The following is a 21308-nucleotide window of genomic DNA, read 5'->3' on the forward strand; positions in this document are numbered from 1 at the left end:
ATCCGACCCCGCAGCACTGCAGCTACCAGCGCGGCTGCAGGCGGCCGTCGGCGGCGAAGCGCCAGCGTCCTTCGGCCCAACCCACGCCGAACAGGGCCAGCATCTGCGAGTAATAGGCCGGTGCATCGGCGCGTTGCTGCTCGGCGCTGGGCAGGCTGGCCCGCAGCGACTGCGCGCGCTCCGCTTCGCCCTGCGCGATCAGATAGGGCAGCAGGGCCGCGCGGAATCCGTAGTTGCCTTCGCCCTGCCCCTGGCCACTGCGGGTGTCGATCTTTTCCCACATCGGTGCACCACTGCGCAGGCGCTGCAGCGGTCCGGACAGCGCCGCCAGCTGCGCGCGGAACAACGGATCGCGCGATGCGGTCATGCCTGCCCAGGTGTAGCAGCGGATGGCGTCGTAGCCGCCGACCGCACCGCGCACCGGATCGACGACGAAGCGATCGCCTTTCCACGCCGCCCAGTCCGGTGCGAACCCGTGCGGGCTGCTCTGCTGCAGCAACTGCACGCTGTTGCGCGCCAGCGCCTGCCACGGCCCGCTGCGATCCTCCGCCGCAAAGCGGCGCAGCAGCGGCAGTGGCAGATAGCTGGGGTTGACCCGCGTGGCGTCCCCTTCAATGAACCCCTGTGGGCCTGGCAACAGCATTGGGCCGAGCCCGGGCAGATCCACGATCTCGCGCGCCCGCACCTGCACCAGCATGCCCTCCGCGATGGCCTTCAGCGCCGGACGGCGCCACAGCCGCGCGCCTTCCAGCAGCGCGTAGGCCAGCCAGAGATCGGAGTCCGAGGCCGGGTTGTCGTCCAGAACCCGCCAGGCGCCGGCGTCATCGCGTCCCCACAGCCAGGCCGGCAGGCGCTTGCCCATGTCGCCACCGGCAAGGTTGTCCTGGGTCCAGCCCAGGATGCGGTCGAACAGCGCCTGGTTGTTGTCGACCAGGGCGAAGAACAAGGCATAGGACTGGCCTTCGGAGGTGCTGCGCTGATCGTCCTGGCTGCGATCGATCATGCGCCCGTCGCGGCTCAGGCTGCTGTCGAGCAGTACCTGCCACGCCGGCCAGCGCGGGGCGGGCGCGGCCTGCACACGGCACACGCCGAGCAGCGGCAGCGTGGCGACCGCCTGCAGCAGGCGCCGTCGCCGCAGGTCAGCGGAATTCGCCATACGGCACCAGTGGTGATACGGGCAGCGGCAGGTTTCCCTGCCAGGGCTTGAAGGTGTAGCGCAGGTAGAGCTGGAGCGAATTCGGCGAGAAATCGCGGCTGCGCTGGAGGGTGCCAGCAGCGCCCAGCACGAAGTGGTCGCCGAGGCGGCGTTCCACCGCGCCGTACAGGCGGTACCCGGTGCCCGTGCTGCTGCTGTCACCGGTGTACAGGCCGGCCTCGTCCAGCCGCAGCGGGCCGTACTGCGGCTCAAGCTGTGCAATCACGCGCTCGATCAAGGCCTGGTCGGGGAAACGGCTGATCGACGAGGTACGCGCACTGGACACACTGACCGAGCCATCCAGGCGCACCGACCACACGTCGTTGCGCCAGGCAAAGCTGACCGGCAGGCTCAGCGATGCATAGCGCTGCGGGCTGTAGTAGCCGCCCTGGCCCAGCGAGTAGCCGCCCAGGTCCTTCTGGTAGCGCCAGTACATCGCGGTGGTACCCACATCCAGCCGCATGTCGGGGCGCTGGATCAGCTTGTGGTACCAGCCCACCATCGCGCGTGCGCGGGTGTTGTCGACCACGTTGTGCCCGGTCAGCCGATGCCAGCTCCAGTTCGACCACACGCCATCGCGGCCGCCCTGGTCGTAGCCGAGGCTGAAGGTCACGCCGTTGGCGGTGACGCCGCCCCAGCTGATGCCGCTGCGCGGATCAACCGCACCGGCCTGCGACAGCAGCGAATTGGTCATCGGCCGCCGCGACAGCGTGGCGCCCCAGCCGAAGCGCCCGAGGTCACCATTGAGGGTGACACCGCCGAGCCAGTTGCCGACCACGTAGTTGGACGGGGTGTGGCCGATATCGAAGTTCCAGCGGTCATCCAAGGTGCGCCAGCCGACAGCAAAGCCAGCGCCGGACGTCCGCCGCTGATGCACGAAACGGGTGCAACCCGGTGCGCGCAGGCGGCTGTTGTCGGCCTGCAGCAGATCCAGGTCGCAGCTGCCGAAATCCTCGTCGTAGGCGCCGTTTCCGTCGGTCTGGAAGCGGCCCGCATCGAAGCTCACCTGCTCGATGCGCGCCCAGCCCAGGCCACCGGCGAACGGTGCGTCGAGATGCGCGATGCGGGTATCACGCGACAGCCGCGAAATGCCCGGGGTTCCATCACTGCGGCGGCCGGTGTCCTGCATCACCGTCAGGGTGGGATTCTCCTGCTGGTACAGGGTTTCCACGTCACTGCGCAGGCTGCGCCGCAACCAGTCATCGCCGGCCGTCTCGCGGCTGGCCAGGGTCAGCGCGCGGTTGTCGCGCGGCGTGGCCTGGCTGGAAGCCAACAGGCCGTTGTCGGCCATCGCCTGCGCGTACATGTCCAGCGCCTGCTGTGGATCATCGCGGCGCACCAGTCGTGCCGCGTCACGCCAGGACTGTGCATCGGGCCCGGTCTTGCGCGCCAGCAGCGCGCGCAGGATCGCCAGGGCCTTCCTGTCCTCGCGCAGGTCGGTCCAGATGGTGGCGAGCTGGCGCTGCTGGCCGATTTCGGTATCGTCCACTGCCGGCGGTGCGTCGTGCATCTGGCGGCGTGCGCTGGCCAGATCGCCGGTGCCGATCCAGGCCTGCACCTGGCCCAGCTGCGCATCCACATTCTCCGGCTGTGCAGCAAGCACGCGCTGGTAGTAGTGCAGCGCCTGCGCGTGGTCGCCGCGCAGGCGCGCCCATTCGGCCATCAGCAGATCGTTGTCGGTGCTGGGCGGTTGCTGCTGCAGCAGCGCGATGGCTTCGGCCTCCCTGCCCTGCGCACGCAGATCCCACAGATGATCGACCAGCTGCTGCCGCTGCAGGCGCGCCGACAGCGCGCGGATGTCATCGTCCCACTGCGCCTGCGGCAGCGCATCGAGCACCGCCAGCGCCTGCGGCAGCCGATCGGATCCCGACAGATAGAGCGCCTGCGCGTAGCGCGCTTCGGCACTGTCGTTGTGCGTGGCCATGTCGGCCACCACCGCGTCGGCTTCGTCCTGCCGGCCGGCGGCGCGCAGCTCGTTGCCCAGCGCATAGGCCAGCCATGCATCGCCCGGCAGTTCGCCGCGCAGCTGCTGTCCCAGCGTGATCGCAGTGCCTGCATCCCCGGCAGCCAGCGCCTGCTCGCGACGCTCACGCAAGCGACTGATCTGCAGCTGGCGCAGGTCTTCGGCATACAACCTGCGCTGGGCAGCGGGCAATGCGTTGATGAAGGCTTCCAGCCGCTGAGGATCGGTGCGGCCGTACAGCTGCACCAGCTTGCGGATCACGTTGGCATCGTTGGGCGCCATCCGCCGGGCAACCTGCAACTGGCGTTCGGCCGCGGCGTCATCACCACGGGCCACGGCCACGTCGACCAGGCCCAGTGCAGCATTGACGTCGCGGGGCTGCTGGCGGCGCGCCTGCGCATACAGGCGCTCGGCTTCGTCCAGCCGGCCGGCCGCCAGCGCCGCGTCGGCCTGGTCCAGCTGCAGCCAGTAGCGGGTGCTGGCGATCAGATCACGCCACTTGTCGTTGCTGTCACCGGCCGGGGTGGCCTGCACCGCACGCTGGAAATAGTTGATGGCCTGCTCGCGGCGGCCCTGGCGCATCAGCGCCATGCCCAGCCCCCCCAGCAGGTCGGGCTCGCGAGGATAATCGCGCAGGGCCCGCAGGAAGGCGCGCTCGGCCTCTTCATTGCGGCCTGCATCGAGCAACTGCTGACCACGCAGACCGGCGCGCCACGCCGGGTCGCTGACCCGCTTGTGCTGGTCGGTGTAGCGGTCGCGCACCAACGCGATGTCGGCGAACGTCGGGTTGCGGGTGATGAAGTCCTGCAGCCTGCGTACGCTGCGGTCATCGGCCGGCTGATCCTTCAGGTAGGCCCACTCGGCGTCCGCCGCCATGCCGCGCGCTTCCGGATTGCGCCCCATGCGCTGCAGCACGGCCAGCGCCTCGGCATCGCGGCCGGCCGCGAACAGCATCTGCGACAGCGCCTGCAGCAACGGCACATTGCCCGGATAGCTGCGGTCCAGTTCGCTCAGCGCACGGATCGCCTGTGTACGCCCATCCGCCTGGGCGCCGCGCAGGCGCCAGTACTCCAGGCCCAGCTGCAGGCCGGGCGGGTCATCGTTGAACAGGCGCCGGTAGATCGCCAGCGCTTCGGCGCTGCGACCACCGGCAGCGAACAGACGCGCCTGCTGCAGGTCCTGCTGCAGGTCACCACGGTAGGCCTGCCAGAGGCGTTCGCCGGCGGCCAGTTCACGGGTACCCGCGCCGATCTCGCGCAGGCGCTTCAGGGTCGCCTCGGCATCCTGCAGCTTCTGCTGCGACAGCTGCACTTCCAGGATCGCCACCAGCGTGCCGCGATCATCCGGCGCCAGCATGCGCAGCCGCGCCAGCGCGTCTTCGATCAGGCTCTGGCGACCGGTGGCCTCTCCGATGCGCACCTGCTGAAGCAGCCACTGGCGCTGCTCGGCGACGGTTCCGCCCGGTGTATCGGGCAGGGCCTGCGCCGCGCAGGGCCCGGCACCGGCCAGTCCCAACAGGACCAGGCCGGAAGCGGTGACCAGCGGATGCCGCGTACGTGCCATCAGTGCCCCGGGTCCAGGCGCTTGGCCGCGACCCAGCGCAGCGTGCGCCACAGCAGGAAGGCGACCATCAGCACCACCAGCGTCGCCAGCACCGCCAGCAGTGCCGGGTGGTCGGCCAGGTGGTACCACAGCAGCAGCCACCACGGCAGCGCGCCAACGTAGTAGTGATCGCCGACGAACTGGCTGTGGATGCCCGAGGTACGCAGGATCGCCACCGAACCTGCGATGGCTTCGCGCTTGCCGGTATCGCTGAGTGCATCGTCGAGCAGGCCGTAGTCGGCGGCATTGCTGGCGGCCAGCGAAACGATGCTGCGCTGCGCATGCTTCGGCGACTGCATGCCGATGATCGCGGCGAACGGCGCCTGCGCGCTCACTGCCACTTCGGTCACCGCCGGGTCGCCATCGCGGCTGCCACGGCGCGCCTGTTCCATCGCCTGCTGCGGCGACGGCGACTGGCCGTCGAGCAGACGCGTGCGCTGGTCGTCGATCAGCAGCGACAGCTGCTGGCTGCCGCGCAGTTCGGCAGGCAGGGCGCCCAGCATCAGCAGGTCCGCATCCAGCGCGCTGGCCTGCTTCCAGTCATCGGACAGGCGCAGGCCATAGGCCGGGTAGCCGCTCTGCACGCCCAGCCCACCGATCAGGTTCAACAGCAGGCTGACCTGTGCTTCGCTGGCGCCGGGCGGCACCAGCACGACCGTCTCGGACAGATCGGCCATGCGGGTGAAGGGGAAACCGCTGAGTGCGAACGCGGACAGGTCCGGCAGGCCCATGTAGTGATGGAACCCGGAGAAGTCGATGGTGGAGTCTTCCTCGATGGCTGCCTGCAGGTTGGGCGGCAGCACGGTCTGGCAATGATCGCGCTGTGCACTTCCCATCACGCTGGCGAAGTTGAAATCAAAGCGCAGCTGGTTGCGGTCGCCCAGCTTGAGCGCCGGAATCAACAGGCGCCCGTCATCGGCACCGGCATCGCCGGCCAGCACCGGCAGGCGGATTTCCTCCAGGCCCTGCTTGCCGTTGCGACGCACCAGCGGGAAGCTGGAGATGAACTGGTCGTTGATTGCAACGCCCAGCCGCGACTCATCGCTGCCGAACGGCGGCGTGTAGCGGTAGCGCAGGTTCAGCGGAATGCCCTGGTTGCGCCAGATGAACAGGTCCGGCGGCAGGTTGAGGTTGACCGTGATCGGCTGCGGCGACACGCCGTTGGCGTGCAACTGCTGCGGGTAGTCGAGCAGTTCGGCCAGGCGGACGGCGCGGTCGGTACGTACCCAGTTCGGCGCGTCGTACGGCTTGCGCGGGGCCAGTGGCTTGATCTCGTCGACGCTGACCTGGCGGCCGCGGAACAGCACGTTGCCGGCCGCCATCGCGGCCACCGCCTTCTGCAGGTCGTCATCGTTGCGGCCCAGCACCAGCAGCAGCTTGCGCTGCGGATCCTCCGGCAGCGACATCAGTTCGATCATCGGGCCCTTCACCGGGGCATGGTTGGCGATCACCGGCGGGAACCTGCCGTTGACCGCCAGCACCACCGCGTGGCCCTTGTCCGGCAGCGTGCCGAAGCTGACCGGGAAGCGCGCCTGGCGCCACCAGCCGGACAGGCTGCCGAAGTACGAGGACATCACCGCTGCCGCGCGCTGCTGCGCCAGGCTCGGTGCGGCGGCGAACACCACCGGCAGTTCCAGCCGTGCGGTATCGCGCGGATCGAAGAACGGCAGCGGGAAGTTGGCCAGGTCGTCCTGCATCGCCAGCGGCTGGCCTCCCAGGCGCAACGTGCTGTTGCTGGACAGGTTGACCCACAGCGAGCTGTGCGTCGGCTCTTCGCAGATGTCGGTGTAGTGGCCGACGAACTCCAGGCGGACCTGGTTGAAATCAGCGATCAGGCGTGCGTCCAGCGGCAGCTTGGCCTGCACCGGGCGGCCCAGCTGGTCGTTGCTGATCGGCACCACGCCCATCATCGCGTCGTTGAGGTAGACCCGCAGGTGCGACAGGGTCGGCAGCAGCGACGGTGACGGCGTGAAGCTCAGATCCAGTTCCGCATCACGGACCAGGCGGTCACGGCGGACCTGGAACTCGAAGGTGGTGGCATTGCGCACCCCCGACAGCAGCGTGTCCTGGCGGCGCCCCAGCTGCGCGAAGGTGTTCTGCCGCTGCCAGGGCCAGGCGCTGCCCGTCCAGGTCTGCGCCAGCGCGGGCTCGGTACCGGCGGCGGGAGTGGTGGCGGGTGCGGCCGGCACGCTCGGCACCGGCGGCGCGGCAGGCGCTGTGGTGGAAGGGGCGACCGGTGCCGGAGCAGGCGCGCTGTTGCCTGACGCCACGGGCAGGGCCAGCAGGGGCAGCAGCAGCCAACGCAGAGAGGACGGAAGGGTCATGGACGAAGCCCTGGATCAGCGGCTGGGTCAGCCGGGTGGGAAAGAAGCGGACGTTGCGGAGCAAAGCTGGCCAGCCATCGCAGCAGGCGACGGTTCCAGTGTGCCGGGCGGTCAAGGTCGAACGGTGCGAAATCGCCCATCCGCCGATAGCCGCGCCAGCCCAGGACCAGCACGCTCCACAGGCTGCGCGGCAGGCTCTTGGGTTGGTAACCGGCGTGCCAGTCGAGCCAGGCATCGGCGCGGGCAAAGGTGCACTGGGCGAACTCGACGCGCTGGCGTTCGTTCTCGAACAGCAGCAGCAGACCCAGTCGCTGGCCGACCGTGCGCTGCACCCGCGCCGGGAACGCGAACTCGCGGCGCCCTCGCCCCAGCAGCACCTGCACGCGCTGGCCCTCGGCCAGCTGTGCGTCTTCGCCGAGTTCAACGCCTACGCCATCGTTGGAGTAGTCCTGCAGCACGCCGCGCAGGCGGCGGCCATCGGGCACCTGCAGCGCCATCGGCAGGTGGGTGGTGACGCGGTGCGTGCGCCGCACCTGCTGCACTTCAGCGGCCACCGCCAGCGCACCGCCGATGATCAGCAGGTTGTACAGCACCCACAGCGAACTGACGACCACCGTGCCGCGTTCATCGAGCGGCCCGTGCATGAAGCGCCACACGGCAAAGCACAGGCCCAGCACGTTCAGCAGCGCCAGCACCAGGTAGGGCTGCGCCACGCGCCAGTCGAATCGATCGCCGGCCTGGGTGCCGCCCTTGTCGGTGACGTTGAACTTGCCACGACCCGGGCTGAACAGTGCCACGGTGGTGGGCCGTGCGATGTACCAGGCCAGCACCGTTTCGTACACCTCACCCCAGAACGGCCGCCGGTACTTGCCCTGGATGCGTGCGTTGGTAAGGCTTGCGTGGGCCATGTGCGGCACCACGAAAAGCAGGATGGCCAGCGCCGGCGCATAGATGATGTAGACGTGCAGCAGCAGGAACGCCAGCGGCGCGGTGAGGAACACCAGGCGCGGAATACCGGCCAGGAAATGCAGCATCGCATTGGCGTAGCAGAAGCGCTGGAACAGGCTCAGGCCCTTGCCCAGCAGCGGGTTGTCGATGCGGAAGATCTGCACCATGCCGCGTGCCCAGCGGATGCGCTGGTTGACGTGCGCGCCGAGGCTGTCGGTGGCCAGGCCGGCCGCCTGCGGAATGCGCAGGTAGGCCGAGTTCCAGCCGTTGCGATGCAGGCGCAGCGCGGTGTGCGCATCTTCGGTGACGGTCTCGGTGGCAAACCCGCCGATGGCATCGATGGCCTCGCGCCGCAGTACCGCGCAGGAGCCGCAGAAGAACGCCGCGTTCCACAGGTCGTTGCCGTCCTGCACCAGGCCGTAGAACAGCTCGCCTTCATTGGGGTCGCTGCGGAACACCTGCAGGTTGCGTTCGAACGGATCGGCCGAGAAGAAGTGGTGCGGGGTCTGCACCAGCGCCAGTTTCGGGTCGCGCAGGAACCAGCCGCAGGTGATCTGCAGGAACGAACGCACCGGCAGGTGGTCGCTGTCGAAGATGGCCACCAGCTCACCATCGATCAGGGTCAACGCATGGTTGAGATTGCCGGCCTTGGCGTGATGGTTGTTCGAGCGGGTGATGTAGTTGACCCCGGCACGCTCGGCGAATGCGCGGAATTCTTCGCGCTTGCCATCATCGAGGATATGGATGCGCAGCTTGTCGGCCGGCCAGTCCAGGCCCATTGCTGCGTACACGGTGTGCCGCACCAGCGCCAGGTCTTCGTTGTAGGTGGGAATCAGCACATCCACCGTCGGCCACTGGCGGATGTCGGCCGGCAACGGCGCCGGGCGGCGACGCAGCGGCCAGGCCACCTGCACGTAGCCCAGCATCAGCACCAGCCACGAATAGGTTTCCGCCGCCAGCAGCACCACGCCACAGACCAGGTCGAAGGTACTGTTCCAGTTCAGCGTGGCGGTGTAGCGCCACCACAGGTAGCGGCAGGACACGGTGATCGACAGCACGACCAGCACCAGCGTCGCATAGCGCCCCTGCATGCGCCGCACCAGCAGCGCGATGGCCCACAGCAGTGCAACGAACACGAACTGTGCGAGATAGGTGAACGGCTGGGTGATGCACAGCGCCGCCAGCCCCAGCGTGGCCAACCCGACCAGCAGGGTCAGCAGGTGCCGCGAACGTGGCGACAGGCTGCCCATCTTACGGCCGAACCAGGCCGCCACGCGGCTGTTCCAGAATTCACTGGGCGCATCGCGCATCGCGCGCAGATAGCGCAGGCGGCCACGACCGGCCGCACCACGCAGTTCGGCAATGCGTTCGCGCCGGGCCTGGGCCAACCGTTGCCGCCTCAGCGAGGGCTGCGGTACCAACCGCACCACCGATAGCCACATGGCCTGGATCAGCAATCGCAGGGGATCACCTGGGCGCCAGCGACGGTCGCCCTGTATCTGCGGGAAGGCGTAGCGCAGGCGCGGCGCCTGCGCCTGCCATGCCGGCCCTTCCAGGCGCAGGAACGCCCAGCCCACGCATTGCAGCAGCCACAGCATTGCCCGCGTCGGCCAGGACGCATGCACCCGCTCACGCAGGCGTCCCCAGTCCAGGTAATAGACGCGGGCACCCATCAGCGTCCTCTCGCCGCGGCCTGGCGCCGTGTGGCCTCCGCCAGGCACCACAGCACCAAGCCATCCACATCGGCAGCAGCCAGCGAATCGGTCGCATAGCGGCCCAGTGGCTGCTTGCTGGCCAATGCGGACGGCACCCGCGCATCCTCGTGCAGCGGCTGCGGCACCAGCCGCGCCCCGTGCGCGTGCAGCCACAGCTGCATCAGATCGCGCTGCACCGGAATGACCGGGTCATAGCGGTTGGCCAGCAGCAGGCGGGTGTCATCCGGCTGGCGTTGCAGGAACACATGGCTGACCGGATCGACACAGGCCAGGCGCAGCGGCAGCGTGCAGCGCGCGTGCTGGTTGATGGCCGCAGCGTGCGCCGGCAGGCGCTGCGGCAGGTCGAACAGGATCCAGTCGAACTGGGTCTCCAGCAGCGGAATGCGTTCGGCCCAGGTGGCCGGCGCCTGCTGCAGCTGCTGTTCGATGCGCATCGCGGCCCCGGCATCGACACGACCGTAGGGCAGCACCGCCAGCCCCGCTGCGATGGCATAGGCGGCATCGCGCCAATCCGTGCCGTCCAGCTGCGCGCGCGCCCAGCCGTTGTCGACATCGGCCGGCAGGCCCAGGTGCAGGCCGAGCATCTGGTCCGGGCTGCATTCGACCAGCAGCACACGCTGGCCCTGGGCGTGCAGGCCCTGGCCCAACGCGGCAAGCACCGTAGTGACGCCGGTTCCGCCATGGATGCCCTGCAGCGACAACACGGTGCTCATCGGCGTGGCTCCAGTTCGGCCAGCAACGGCCAGCGCGCCAGCGCCCGTGCACGTTCCTGCTGGGCCGAGAAGTCCACGTAGGGCAACCCTGGCATGTCCAGACTGCGGCGCAGCAGGTCGATGTCGTCCTCTTCCACGGACAATGTGACCGGCACGGCAAGAATGTCGGCAGGCATCAGCGCGCCTCCTCCGGGTAGGGGCTCCAGGTCTGGCTGCCCTGCAGCTGCAGCCAGGGCTTGCCGGCGTACTCGATGACCTTGGCGCCTTCGTTCTCCGATACCGACGGTGTCTGCGGCAGCCCCTTCAGCAGGCTGTCCCAGTTACGCTCGCTCGGCGGCGACTGGGCATTGAGCGCGTACACACGCGACACCAGCTCGGACACCGCCAGGTAGCTGCTCGGTTCGGGCACATGACGTGGGCCGCCGGCCGCCGGCGCGCCCATGCCGATCAGCTTCACGCCCACCGGCACGTGAGTGATCGATGGACTGGGAATCTCACGCATGCCCGGAATCTGCATGCGGTCGCCATGCAGGGCCGCGCCATGCTCGGGCACCACCACGATCATCGCGCGGCGGCCACTCTTCTCCACCGCATCGACGAAACCGGCCATGTCACCCAGCACCATTTCCGCACGTGCCTTGTAGTCGGCGGCATTCGAACGGCCATCGGCGCCGACGATGCGGTTGCCATCGTGCAGCGAGATCGTGTTGTAGAACAGCGCCACCTGCTGGCTGGTCCCGGCCAGCCGCTGTTTCCACCACGCCATCAGCACATCACCATCGCGGCGCAGCGGTGACTTGTCGAACGCCACCAGCGCTTTAGGAAACGCGCTGATGTCCATCGGCTGCGCCTGCAGCCCACCGTACTGGTGCAGTTCGCCGATGAAATCGTCGAAGTGGCCGTCATGGTTCATCGCCAGCTCGCTCTGGAAGCCCAGATGCTGCAGGTTCGAGAACAGCTGGCACTCGGCCGGCACCGGATCGAACAGCGCGGTGTGCGAGGTCTGGCCACAACTGGCGCGCAGCAGGCGGATCGCTGCTGGGCCGCTGTAGGCGGTTGCCGAGTTGAAGTCGTCGAACACCACGTCCATGTGGTCGAGCAGGTTGTTCTGGCGCAGCCCCACTTCATCCAGATCGCTCCATGCCAGCGAGCAGATGTTGAGGATGATGACGTCGAACGGCGCGCCGCTGCCCGGTGCGGGGAAGCTGGTCTTGAGGCTGGCCTGCTGCTGGTAGAAGCTGGCCAGCCATGCATTGAGCGTCTCGTTGTTGGCCGGCGGCAGGCCGCCACCTGAGGTGCCTCCGGTGCTGGCGGTGGCCGCGGTGGCCGCGGTGGCGGTACCCTGCCCCCAGTTCCAGCCCGCCGGCATCGGTATCGCCATCACGGCCAGGCCAAGCATGCCCAGCACGCTCAGGGTAGTGATGCGCAGCCACGGCTTGAGCAGCATGTAGGCCAGCACCAGCATCACCAGCACCGCCACCATCTGCCAGTTGATGAAGCGCTGGGCCAGTTCAAGCCAATAGTCGGCCGAGAAGTCCAGCACGCCCGGCTGCACCAGCAGGCGCCGGAACGGTGGCCACCAGGTGTCCTGGTAGTACAGCGCGACGCCCACCGGTACCGCGACGACGGTGCGCGCGATGCGTGCCCAGCGCCAGCGCAGCGGAATCAGCAGCGCGCCCAGGAACAGCAGGTTGGGCAGGATCTTCAGATCCAGCGCGCCCATCCAGGCCAGTACCACCTTGGACAGGAAGTACAGGTTCCAGCCACGCAGGTCGGCCCAGGCGAAGGGAGATGCGGGTGCCATCTGCGGACTCATGCAGCCCTCCGCGGCGCACGCTGGCGTACACCGGCGCGGCGCAGATGGCGGGGTGGCAGCCAGCGCGCGACACGGCGGCGCAGCCCGCGCCACAGCGTGCCGAGCATGGCTCCAAAGGGAATCATCACCAGCGCGCAGGCGACGATCAGGGTCCAGAGTTGCTGGTCGGTGGTCATGCGCGATCTCCCAGCCGCAGCGGCTTCGGGGCGGTGAAAACAGGCGCCTCGAGCGCCGGGGCCACAGCCGGCAGGGCCGCAGGTGCTTCGGGCAGTACCTCGGCCTCCGGATCGCTGCCGTGGGCGTTCATCGCTGCAATGTCGTACTCGGCCAAGCGCTGGTAGCCATCGAACAGCTCGCGCCAGGGCAGGCGGAACAGATTGCCCAGGGCCTGCTCGACCGCATCACGCCGGCAACCAAACAGGAACAGGCGTACCTGCCCGCGGTAGACACAGGCCAGATCGCCCTGGCGGCGGATGCGCAGCTGCTGCAGGGTCTGCTCGGCACGCAGGCCGGCCACCGGCTGCAGCGCCAGCACGGCGCTTTCCACCGCACTACCGTCCTGGTCGATGCGATCACCTGCGATCTGGCGGAAGCGTGCGGCGTTGACCAGGCCACTCACCGATGGCGGTCGATGCGAACGGATCAGCGGCTCTGGTTCTTCCGCCAGCTGGCCCTGCCAACGCTGCCGCTGCACGGTTTCCAGCAGGGTCAGCAGTCGCGGCAAAGGCGTCGCTGACGGCACCACCAGGCTGCAACCGCACTGCATCAGCAGCCGCTCATCGGCGTAGCGCAGGCAGGGCTGCAGCTCGCGCACCACCAGCTTCAGCGCATTGCCACGTTCGCGGCGCAGGCGGTGCAGCAGGCGGGCCAGTGCATCCACCTTGGCATTCTCGTCGATGGCCAGCACCACGGTGGCCTCGCGCGCCTGCAGCGCGGCCGGCAGCAATCCGGCCCAACCGTCATACAGGCGCCAGGCCGCCGACAACGGCGGCGCACCTTCCAGTACTTCGGCCTGGGCCAGGAAGACATCGCGGTCGCTGCCACTGGTCGCATCGATCCCAGTGTCGGCGGCATCGGCCTCGGCCAGGTGGCGCAGCCCGCGGCTTTCCTGCTCGACGCCGAATGATCGCTGGGCCACCACGCCATGGCTGTTGGACCAGTAATGCAGCAGCAGCTGCAGAGCGCCACGATGCGGATGCAGCTGGGCCACACCGGCGCAGTTCCGGCTCAGTGACAACAGGCGCGGGGCCAGGGTCGCCACTTCGCCGTGGCACAGCAACAGCAGCACCTGCTGCGCCTGTCCGGCCCATTCCTGCAGCTGCTGGCACCAGCGCGCCAGCCGGGCATCATCCCAGCCGTCCAGCGCCGCCACCGGGAACTGCACCAGGCTGAGCCGGGTGCGCGCCGAGGCGGTGCGCGGCAGATCGCCGGTCAGCCCGCGCAACGCCTGCTGCATGCCGTGGTGCGAGCGCTGGAACAGCCGCAGGCGGGCCGGCCCCTGGTCGGCAGGCAGCAGCGCCAGCATCGATTCGGCCCCCCGCCCCAGCGTGACCAGCACGGCCTCGTCCAGTGCCTCGGCCGTTGCCAGCACGCCGGCGCCGAGCAGGTCCGTCGGCGCGCTGCCGGCAGCCACCACCCAGTACAGGCCTCCGCTGCGCATCTCGACGAACTCGGCGGGCAATCCGGCAATGGCAAGGTGGGTCGCAGGCACGCCGGATCCTTTCATTGCCCCTCAACCGGGCGGAAAGCCCGGCAGTGGAGGCGCTGCGGTGAAAAGGAGGTCACTTTCATGACGTACATCACATTCATGTTTCTGTACGGCAATGATAGCCCTGATCTTCACGTCTGCGGGATCAAGACGCAGTCAACGCCGCCCGCGGAACGGGCGACGTGAGGCTCGAAACTCAGCAATGGAAAGCGCGTACTACTCGTACTGGATCGTGAACGTCGCCTGCCCGTTGGCGGTGCCGGCACCGACGGTGCCGGCCTGGGTCTGCACATAGCGGGCCCGCAGCGGCAGGCTCATGACACTGGTACCGGTAGTGGTCGTGCCGACACTGATGGTCTGGCCGAAGCGCACCTCGCGTTCGGTGCTGCCGTCGCGCTGGACCATCTGGATGCCGATGCGGGTGGCGCTGTTGGTGGCTGCGCTCAGCTTCAGCACGCCGGGCATGTTCGAGCTGTCCTGATCGGCATCCAGGCGGATGCCGATCTTGCTCTGGTAGGCGGCCACGTTGCTGCCCTGGCAGTTCAGGCGGATCTCGAAGTCACGGTCGACCGCGCGCGAGCCGACGCCGGTGAAGGTGGTGTTGGCCACGCTGCCGAAATCGACCGCGATGTTGCGGCTGCCGGCCTGCACTTCGCAGGTCGGGCTGACCACGGTGGTGCCCGAGCCCCTGAAGGTCGAGGTCAGTACCGGGCGGCTGGGACCATCCCCATCGAAGTAATAGGTAGTGAAGCGGCCATTGGGTGCGATCACCCCCGAACCGGTCTGCGCGGCGGTCTTGATCAGCTGGATGCGGAACTGGCCACCGATCAGCGAGATGGTGGAGTTGGCACCGAAGTTGATGGAATGCGGGTAGTACGTCTGGATCGCGCCGGAGTCGCGGAACAGTCGGATACCCACGCCTGCAACACCGGTCTCGTAGACGTTGGCAAAGCCGGCCACTGGCCGCTTCTGCGGGGCATTGACATACTCGCCGGTCGAGCTGCCGCCATACCAATAGTCGCAGCGGGCGACGCTGTTCTGCTGGTTGATCGGCACGCTGATTTCCTTGATCACGCCCCCCACCGGGGTGCTGGGCAGAATCACGATCTGGCCCATGTCCATCTGCACATCCTGGGCAACGAAACCGTTGATCTGGATGCGGCAGGCCGCGCTGGCCTGCTGCGCCATCAACACACTGCCCAGCAGTGCCATTGCGGCCAGCACTTTGCGACCACGGGAAGAAATCATCGGCATGCTGCCTCCAGCGGGATGAAGCCGGTCTTGGACGCATCGGCGTCCGCCGGAACCTGGTAATCGACGGTGCAGCGCTGGTCGGCACCTGCGCCCCACTCCACCAGCAGGCGGCCCTGGTTCTTTTCACTGCGCACGTACAGGCGGCCGCCCTGGCTGACCATGCCCACCGGCTGGCCCTGCTCGTCCTTGACCTGTGCACCGAACGGCATGGTGCGGCCATCAGGGTTGCGTACCTGGATCAGCAGCGCGTTGCCCTTGCGGGTATCGAAGCGCAGGTAGCTGATGGCACCGGCGAACGGCGCGATCGCCTGGCTGGTGCTCTCCAGTTCGACGTCGTGGGCCATGCCCTGCGGGTCGAGGGTGACGGTGTTGAGGCGGTACGGCGACACGTACGGGACCACCGCGTAGCCGCGGCCATCGACACGCAGGCCGGGGGCGTTGCTGACGATGGCATCGCGTGCACCCGGCGCTTCCACCAGCACCATGGTGTCGCCACGTTGCGGGGTGAAGGTGAAGCCGCCTGGATGCACGACCACGCTGCCGTTGGCACCGACCGAGGCCTGGCGGAAATCACGCGAGTGGCTGTAGGTGGCGTTCAACGCGGAGTAGCGGCTGCGGTATTCGACGTTGCCGACCGCGGTGGTGCCACCCTCGCGCGAGTCGGACAGGGCTGCGCCATAGCTGAAGTTGTTGTCGACGCCTGCCGAACCGGTGATGCCGACGCGGCTGTTGTCGTAGCCACCGCGGTCGCGCACGCCGAGGTCGGCGCTGAACGACACCGGGTGGGTGCCACGGCCCAGCGGCACGCTCATCGACAGCAGGTACTGGGTATCGGAACGGCCCAGTACGCCCTCTTCGGTGCGCAGCGCCGAGAAGCCATAGTTCACCGAGCGCCAGGCATTGTTGTAGCCGACCTGGTACTGCTTGGAGGTGCCGGGGCGATCGTAGAAGTCGCGCACCGAACCGGTCAGGTACAGCGCGCCGCCGCGACGACCCAGGGGCTGGTTCAGCGTCACCTGGAACTGGCTGCGCTGGCGGCCGCGGGTGGTCGGATCGATGCCACGCTTGTCCGAATCACGACCGTACAGTGCGTCCTGCAGGCTGTAGAAGCCCTCGGTCGAGTAACGGTAGGCGGCCAGGGTCAGGTTGGTCCCGGTCTCGCCGATCATGTTGCTGTAGCTCAGGCGCACACTGGCACCGGTGTGGTTGCCGTAGTGGTCGAACGAGGTACGCGCATGGGTGACGTCGGCGGCGAACGCGCCGACCGGCGTGGACAGGCCGACGCCGTACAGCAGCGACAGGTAGCCATCACTCAGTGCACTGCCGCCGTAAAGGGTCAGCTGGTTGCCGATACCGCGCTGGTAGGTGCCCTGCACCAGCCACGGCTCATCGGCCAGCAGCTTGTTGCGCACCTGGCCGGCGGTCAGCGAGTAACGCGACACGCCTTCGCGCAGCATCTGCGGCACCGAACCGAACGGCACCTTGAACTCGCGGCGACGGCCATCGGCCTCGATCACGCTTACTTCCAGGTCGCCGCCATAGCCGGTCGGATAAAGATCGTCGATGACGAAGCTGCCCGGCGATACGGTCGAGGAATAGATCAGCTGCTGGTTCTGGCGCACTTCGATGCGCGCGTTGGTCTCGGCGATGCCGCGCACGACCGGCGCGTAACCGCGCAGCGAATCGGGCAGCATGCGGTCGTCGCTGGCCAGGCTGGCACCGCGGTAACCGATCGAATCGAACAGCTCGCCGGTGGTGTAGGCCTCACCGATGGTGAGCATGCCGCGCACCTGCGGGATGCCGCGCTGGGCGTAGGTCGCGATGCTCTGCCAATGACGGCCGTCGCCCTCGGACCAGGTCAGGTTCGAATCGTGGCGGAACTGCCACCCGCCCAGGTTGAGGCCCGCGTTGAGGCCCAGGTAGGCACTGCGGTTGCGCTGGCCGCCTTCGACGCGGCTGTCGCTGTCGATGGCATTGAAGCTGTAGCCGACGAAGCCGGCATTGATGCCACGGTCCCACAGTGCCGGGTTGACGTAGCCACGCGCCTCGCGGCGCAGGAACACCTGCGGGATGCTGAGGTCGTAGCGCAGGTTGCCGCTGTCGTAGACACCATAGGCATTGGCCATGCGCTGCTGGACCGGCACGCAGCTGGTCTTGTCGGTCGGCACGGACGGGTCCTGCTGCAACAGCACGGCCTCGCTGTCCACGCCCATTTCTTCCAGCATCGGCAGCGGCAGGCAGGCGTCTACGCGGCCCTGCGCATCGGCCTTGAACTGCAGGTCGCGGCGGCCCTGCCAGGCTCCGTTGACGTAGACGTCGACACGGTAGTTGCCGGCCACCATCGGGTTGCCGTTGCTGAAGGCCGCCAGATCGACCTGCTTGGCCTGGCCAGACAGGAAGCTGGAGTTGAACTGGGCCGATTCCGGGGCACGCGCATTGGCCGCACCACTCTGCGCCATCAGCGCCTGTTCGCCGAGATTGGCCGGAGCAGCCAGCGCCCATCCTGGGCAGGCCACGCCAGCAACCAGCAGGCAAAGCGCCTGATGGATCGACAATGTCAATCTGTTTCCGATCACACTGACATTCCTTCAGTTCGCCGCACGGCGGCGGTGGCGGGATGCGCGGGCCGTGGGCCAGCGCGGCGCGTTCAGCCCCCGGTGCTGCCGAGGCGGATCGTGTGTTCCACCCGGCCGCCGTAGTCGTTGATGGTGATGAAGCGGACCTGGTCGGTGCCCGCCGGTGCGGCGAACTCCAGGCTCTGCTTCGGCGCGACCATTGCGCCCTTGTCCTCGACAGCCTTTTCAGTGCTGCCGGTCACGGCATGCACTTCGGCCAGGGTGACGTGGAAGGGGCTTGGGTTTTCCACCCGCAGACGGTCGCCCGAACGGGTCCAGCGCAGCGCTGCCGGCGCGTCGTTGGCGACGCCCTTCAGGCCCTGCGGCCGGTAGAAAAGCTTCAGGCGCGAACGGAACGCGACCTGCAGGTAGTTCTGGTCGCCACTGTCGGCGTTGTCCGGCGACGGCGGCACGTCCAGCACGTTGAGCCAGAACACCGACTCGCGGTCGGTCGGCAGCTGCGCGCCGGAGAAGATCACGCGCAGCGCCTGGCTGCGGCCCGGTTCGACGCGCGCGATCGGCGGCGTCAGTACGAACGGGGCGTCGCTGGTATCGGCGGTCTGGTTGGCGTCGCCACTGTCGATCCAGGCCTGGACCAGGGCGGGCGAGTCGCCGACGTTGTCGACCTGCACGGTGACTTCGCGCGCCTGCGCCGGGTAGATCACCCGCGTGCCATTGACCACCACGCCGGCCAGAGCGTTCTGGCAGAAGGGCAGCGTGAACGCTGCCAGCAGCAGCGCCCGGGGAAAGAATGCTTTCATCGGAAGTACTACGCTCGAGGTATGGGGCCAGAGGCCGCGAGGCACTGGCCGGCGCGTACGCCGGCCAATGCGGGTACGGCTGCGATCAGTTGTAGATGATCGTGTACTTGACGCTGCTGGTGACGTCGCCCGGGGTGGCGGCGGCAGTGGCGTAGTACTCGGCGTAGTAGTTCAGGTCGGCCGAGCCGTCGGTGCCGACGGTGACCCACTGCGAGTTGGTCTGGGCCTGGCCAGCGCCTGCAGCCTTGATCGGCAGGACCTGGTTGTTCGAGCCCAGCAGCTGCAGCTGCACGTTGGTGGCAGCGTTGGCCGAGGCCTGGTTCAGCAGGCGGCCGGTGTTGAAGTCAACGGTCGAACCCGGCTCGAAGTAGGTAGCGACGTTGCCGGCGCTGCACTTGGTCAGGTTGATCGCGAACGGGGTACGGCCCGCAACGTTGCCGGCGGCGGCCAGCGTGTTCTTCGACACGGTCGGCAGGTTGACGGCGAAGTCCTTGCCGCCCGGGGTCGAGATGGTGCAGGTCTTGTCGGTCACCTTGCCGGTGAAGGTGATGGTGCCGTCGGCGGCGTTGGCGGCCAGCGGAGCGGCGGCCAGCATCAGAGCGGCGATGAGGTTGATCTTGTGCATTCGCTTTTACCTAACCCTACTGAAGAGATGGAAGTAGAGGAGGAAGCAAGGAGCACTGCCGGGCGAACAAGACCCATCCTTGCGTCTCACCTGTGGCCGGATTCGGACATACGTTCCCCTGAATCCGTGACGCAAGTATATGCACAAGTGTGATGAAAGTCTCATTATTTTTCTGAACGCCAATTCATTGACGCTATAAATGTGACGTGCTAGGCGAAATGATGGCCTCAAAGGTGCGGGGATTTGGCGGTCGCCGGATCAGGTCGGAAACGACCTTGGATGACGCTTCAGGTGGCGCGTTCGGCATGCACGGAAACAGGCCTTTCTCAGGTGGAAATCGGCTTCTTTGATGCGCATCACTCTTTCTTGGTGATGGGCCTAGCAGATTCGGAATCGTCCTATTAAAGGCTGATCGAAGCTGTCGCTAACTAGGACACACCGAACCAGAGAACGTGTCATGAGAACCTCCCTTCTGCTGTGCGTGGCCCTGATGTCCATCAGTGCCGTGGCCCAGGCCAGCAGCGGCAGCATCCGCTTCAGCGGCCGCATCGTCGAACCGGGCTGCACGACCAACCTGTCCCAGGGCGAGCTGAGCCTGGCGGCCTGCCCGCCGTCGGCCAAGGGCTCGACGGTGGCTGTGACGGCGCTGGCCGATGGCCAGGCCGCAACGCTGCGCGATGGCAAGCGTCAGGGGCAGAAGCTGTCGGTGTCGGCCAGCGCGATGCGCGCCGGCGATATCGCCTTCTCCGAGCGCTACAGCGTGCAGGCCTCGAAGCAGCAGCCGCTGCAGGGCGCCTACCTGGTCGTTGTCGACTACCTGTAAGCAGTACTGAAGGCCGGCGCGGTTACGCCGGCTGCGGCAGCTCGAAGACCTGGCGCAGGTAAGCCAGGTAACCCGGGTCGTCGCACATGCTCTTGCCCGGCGAATCGCTGAGCTTGGCCACCGGCTGGCCGTTGCAGCGGACCATCTTGATGACGATGTTGAGCGGCGTCGGACCCAGATCATTGGTCAGGTGGGTGCCGACGCCGAACGCGACCTGGCAGCGACCACGGAAGTAGTCGTACAGGCGCATGACCTTGGCGATGTCGAGCCCATCGCTGAACACCAGCACCTTGCTGCGCGGGTCGACCCGGCGCTGCTGGAAGTGCGCCAGCATGCGGTCGCCCCAGTCGAACGGATCGCCGGAGTCATGGCGGACACCGTCGAACAGCTTGCAGAAGTACATGTCGAAATCGCGCAGGAACGCGTCCAGGCCAACCACGTCGGACAGCGCGATACCCAGGTCGCCGCGGTACTCGCGCGCCCACGATTCCAGTGCCGCCACCTGCGAATCGCGCAGTCGTGGGCCCAGCGCCTGGAACGCCTGCAGGTACTCGTGCGCCATCGTGCCGTGCGGGGTCATGCCATAGAGGCGGGCGAAGTGCACGTTGCTGGTGCCCACCAGCTGCGGGCCCAGTGCATCGCGCAGCAACGGCAGCAGGCGCGCGTGCCAGTCGCGCGAGTAGCGGCGGCGGCTGCCGTAGTCGGCAATGCGGCACTGTTCGAAACCGGGGGTATCGCGCAGCAGCGCGGCCTTGGCCTGCAGGCGGCGCTCGCCTTCGGCGAAGTCAGGCGTGGTGGTGTTGCGGAACCAGACTTCGTTGATGATCGCCAGCAGCGGCACTTCGAACAGGATGGTGTGCAGCCAGGGACCGGTGATGTCCAGTTCGATCTCGCCGGGCACGGTTTTCGACGCACGCAACTGGATGTACTTGCGGTCCAGGTGGAACAGGCCGAGGAAATCGGCGAAGTCCGGCTTCACGAAGCGCAGCCCACGCATGTAGTCCAGTTCCGCGCTGCTGAAACGCAGGCTGCACAGGTGGTCGATCTCTTCGTCGATCTGGTCGATGTAGCGGGCCAGGTCGATGCCGGGGGTGCGGCACTTGAACCGGTACTGCACCTGGGCGCCGGGGTGCTGGTGGAGCACCGCCTGCATCATGGTGAACTTGTACAGGTCGGTGTCGAGCAGGGACTGGATGATAGGCATGGGGCGGATTATGCGCCCGGCGGAGTGAACCGGGGGCGCCGC

Annotated in this window: 15 protein-coding genes; 1 reads left to right on the forward strand and 14 read right to left on the reverse strand. The window is 67.7% G+C overall.

The genetic code is table 11. The features are described 5' to 3' along the window. Nucleotides 1–22: 22 nt before the first annotated feature. The 13 genes from bcsZ to AC5P68_RS03345 all read right to left on the reverse strand — a co-directional run bounded on the left by bcsZ (nucleotide 23) and on the right by AC5P68_RS03345 (nucleotide 19239). Nucleotides 23–1156 (reverse strand): cellulose synthase complex periplasmic endoglucanase BcsZ, encoded by a 1134-nt coding sequence (gene bcsZ, locus AC5P68_RS03285; RefSeq protein ID WP_184013776.1) that lies wholly within the window; start codon nucleotides 1154–1156, stop codon nucleotides 23–25. Continuing rightward, a complete protein-coding gene (gene bcsC, locus AC5P68_RS03290) occupies nucleotides 1140–4721 on the reverse strand; it encodes a cellulose synthase complex outer membrane protein BcsC (RefSeq protein WP_288417584.1) in 3582 nt (1193 codons plus the stop codon). Before bcsC ends, bcsZ begins: the two co-directional genes overlap by 17 nt. After that, nucleotides 4721–7084 carry a cellulose biosynthesis cyclic di-GMP-binding regulatory protein BcsB gene (gene bcsB, locus AC5P68_RS03295; RefSeq protein WP_288417581.1) on the reverse strand — a complete coding sequence of 788 codons (2364 nt, stop codon included), beginning with the start codon at nucleotides 7082–7084 and terminating at the stop codon, nucleotides 4721–4723. Before bcsB ends, bcsC begins: the two co-directional genes overlap by 1 nt. Further along, a complete protein-coding gene (bcsA, locus tag AC5P68_RS03300; RefSeq protein ID WP_184013773.1) occupies nucleotides 7081–9705 on the reverse strand; it encodes a UDP-forming cellulose synthase catalytic subunit in 2625 nt (874 codons plus the stop codon). Before bcsA ends, bcsB begins: the two co-directional genes overlap by 4 nt. Next, on the reverse strand, nucleotides 9705–10460 hold the full coding sequence (bcsQ, locus tag AC5P68_RS03305; RefSeq protein ID WP_033836076.1) for a cellulose biosynthesis protein BcsQ: 756 nt from the start codon (nucleotides 10458–10460) through the stop codon (nucleotides 9705–9707). The genes bcsA and bcsQ overlap by 1 nt, the downstream gene beginning before the upstream one ends. Continuing rightward, entirely contained in the window at nucleotides 10457–10636 is a 180-nt protein-coding gene (gene bcsR, locus AC5P68_RS03310) for a cellulose biosynthesis protein BcsR (protein WP_049402398.1), read from the reverse strand. The genes bcsQ and bcsR overlap by 4 nt, the downstream gene beginning before the upstream one ends. Beyond that, nucleotides 10636–12276: a cellulose biosynthesis protein BcsG gene (gene bcsG, locus AC5P68_RS03315; RefSeq protein WP_231522717.1), complete on the reverse strand. Its 1641-nt coding sequence runs from the start codon at nucleotides 12274–12276 to the stop codon at nucleotides 10636–10638. The genes bcsR and bcsG overlap by 1 nt, the downstream gene beginning before the upstream one ends. Next, nucleotides 12273–12452 carry a cellulose biosynthesis protein BcsF gene (gene bcsF / locus AC5P68_RS03320; RefSeq protein ID WP_033836073.1) on the reverse strand — a complete coding sequence of 60 codons (180 nt, stop codon included), beginning with the start codon at nucleotides 12450–12452 and terminating at the stop codon, nucleotides 12273–12275. Before bcsF ends, bcsG begins: the two co-directional genes overlap by 4 nt. After that, entirely contained in the window at nucleotides 12449–13987 is a 1539-nt protein-coding gene (locus tag AC5P68_RS03325; protein WP_049430314.1) for a BcsE family c-di-GMP-binding protein, read from the reverse strand. The genes bcsF and AC5P68_RS03325 overlap by 4 nt, the downstream gene beginning before the upstream one ends. A 213-nt stretch (nucleotides 13988–14200) precedes the next feature. Then, on the reverse strand, nucleotides 14201–15238 hold the full coding sequence (locus AC5P68_RS03330) for a fimbrial protein (RefSeq protein WP_049402403.1): 1038 nt from the start codon (nucleotides 15236–15238) through the stop codon (nucleotides 14201–14203). Continuing rightward, complete coding sequence (locus AC5P68_RS03335; protein ID WP_184013788.1) at nucleotides 15229–17793, reverse strand: fimbria/pilus outer membrane usher protein; 2565 nt, start codon at nucleotides 17791–17793, stop codon at nucleotides 15229–15231. The genes AC5P68_RS03330 and AC5P68_RS03335 overlap by 10 nt, the downstream gene beginning before the upstream one ends. Nucleotides 17794–17885: 92 nt before the next feature. After that, entirely contained in the window at nucleotides 17886–18614 is a 729-nt protein-coding gene (locus AC5P68_RS03340) for a fimbrial biogenesis chaperone (RefSeq protein ID WP_049402407.1), read from the reverse strand. 85 nt (nucleotides 18615–18699) lie between these two features. Next, complete coding sequence (locus AC5P68_RS03345; RefSeq protein WP_033834853.1) at nucleotides 18700–19239, reverse strand: fimbrial protein; 540 nt, start codon at nucleotides 19237–19239, stop codon at nucleotides 18700–18702. A 457-nt stretch (nucleotides 19240–19696) separates the two neighbouring features. Here AC5P68_RS03345 and AC5P68_RS03350 point away from each other — a divergent pair, with 457 nt between their 5' ends. Further along, nucleotides 19697–20062 (forward strand): hypothetical protein, encoded by a 366-nt coding sequence (locus AC5P68_RS03350; protein ID WP_033834854.1) that lies wholly within the window; start codon nucleotides 19697–19699, stop codon nucleotides 20060–20062. 22 nt (nucleotides 20063–20084) lie between these two features. On the opposite strand, the gene pncB is transcribed toward AC5P68_RS03350, so the two are convergent. Next, nucleotides 20085–21266: a nicotinate phosphoribosyltransferase gene (pncB, locus tag AC5P68_RS03355; protein ID WP_049402409.1), complete on the reverse strand. Its 1182-nt coding sequence runs from the start codon at nucleotides 21264–21266 to the stop codon at nucleotides 20085–20087. Nucleotides 21267–21308: the final 42 nt, after the last annotated feature.

Source organism: Stenotrophomonas sp. YJH_SMC_58 (assembly GCF_059369635.1).

Coding starts and splice junctions, on each gene's coding strand:
- bcsZ (WP_184013776.1), bottom strand. CDS start 1,156: ATGGCGAATTCCGCTGACCTGCGGCGACGGCGCCTGCTGCAGGCGGTC.
- bcsC (WP_288417584.1), bottom strand. CDS start 4,721: ATGGCACGTACGCGGCATCCGCTGGTCACCGCTTCCGGCCTGGTCCTG.
- bcsB (WP_288417581.1), bottom strand. CDS start 7,084: ATGACCCTTCCGTCCTCTCTGCGTTGGCTGCTGCTGCCCCTGCTGGCC.
- bcsA (WP_184013773.1), bottom strand. CDS start 9,705: ATGGGTGCCCGCGTCTATTACCTGGACTGGGGACGCCTGCGTGAGCGG.
- bcsQ (WP_033836076.1), bottom strand. CDS start 10,460: ATGAGCACCGTGTTGTCGCTGCAGGGCATCCATGGCGGAACCGGCGTC.
- bcsR (WP_049402398.1), bottom strand. CDS start 10,636: ATGCCTGCCGACATTCTTGCCGTGCCGGTCACATTGTCCGTGGAAGAG.
- bcsG (WP_231522717.1), bottom strand. CDS start 12,276: ATGAGTCCGCAGATGGCACCCGCATCTCCCTTCGCCTGGGCCGACCTG.
- bcsF (WP_033836073.1), bottom strand. CDS start 12,452: ATGACCACCGACCAGCAACTCTGGACCCTGATCGTCGCCTGCGCGCTG.
- AC5P68_RS03330 (WP_049402403.1), bottom strand. CDS start 15,238: ATGCCGATGATTTCTTCCCGTGGTCGCAAAGTGCTGGCCGCAATGGCA.
- AC5P68_RS03340 (WP_049402407.1), bottom strand. CDS start 18,614: ATGAAAGCATTCTTTCCCCGGGCGCTGCTGCTGGCAGCGTTCACGCTG.
- AC5P68_RS03345 (WP_033834853.1), bottom strand. CDS start 19,239: ATGCACAAGATCAACCTCATCGCCGCTCTGATGCTGGCCGCCGCTCCG.
- AC5P68_RS03350 (WP_033834854.1), top strand. CDS start 19,697: ATGAGAACCTCCCTTCTGCTGTGCGTGGCCCTGATGTCCATCAGTGCC.
- pncB (WP_049402409.1), bottom strand. CDS start 21,266: ATGCCTATCATCCAGTCCCTGCTCGACACCGACCTGTACAAGTTCACC.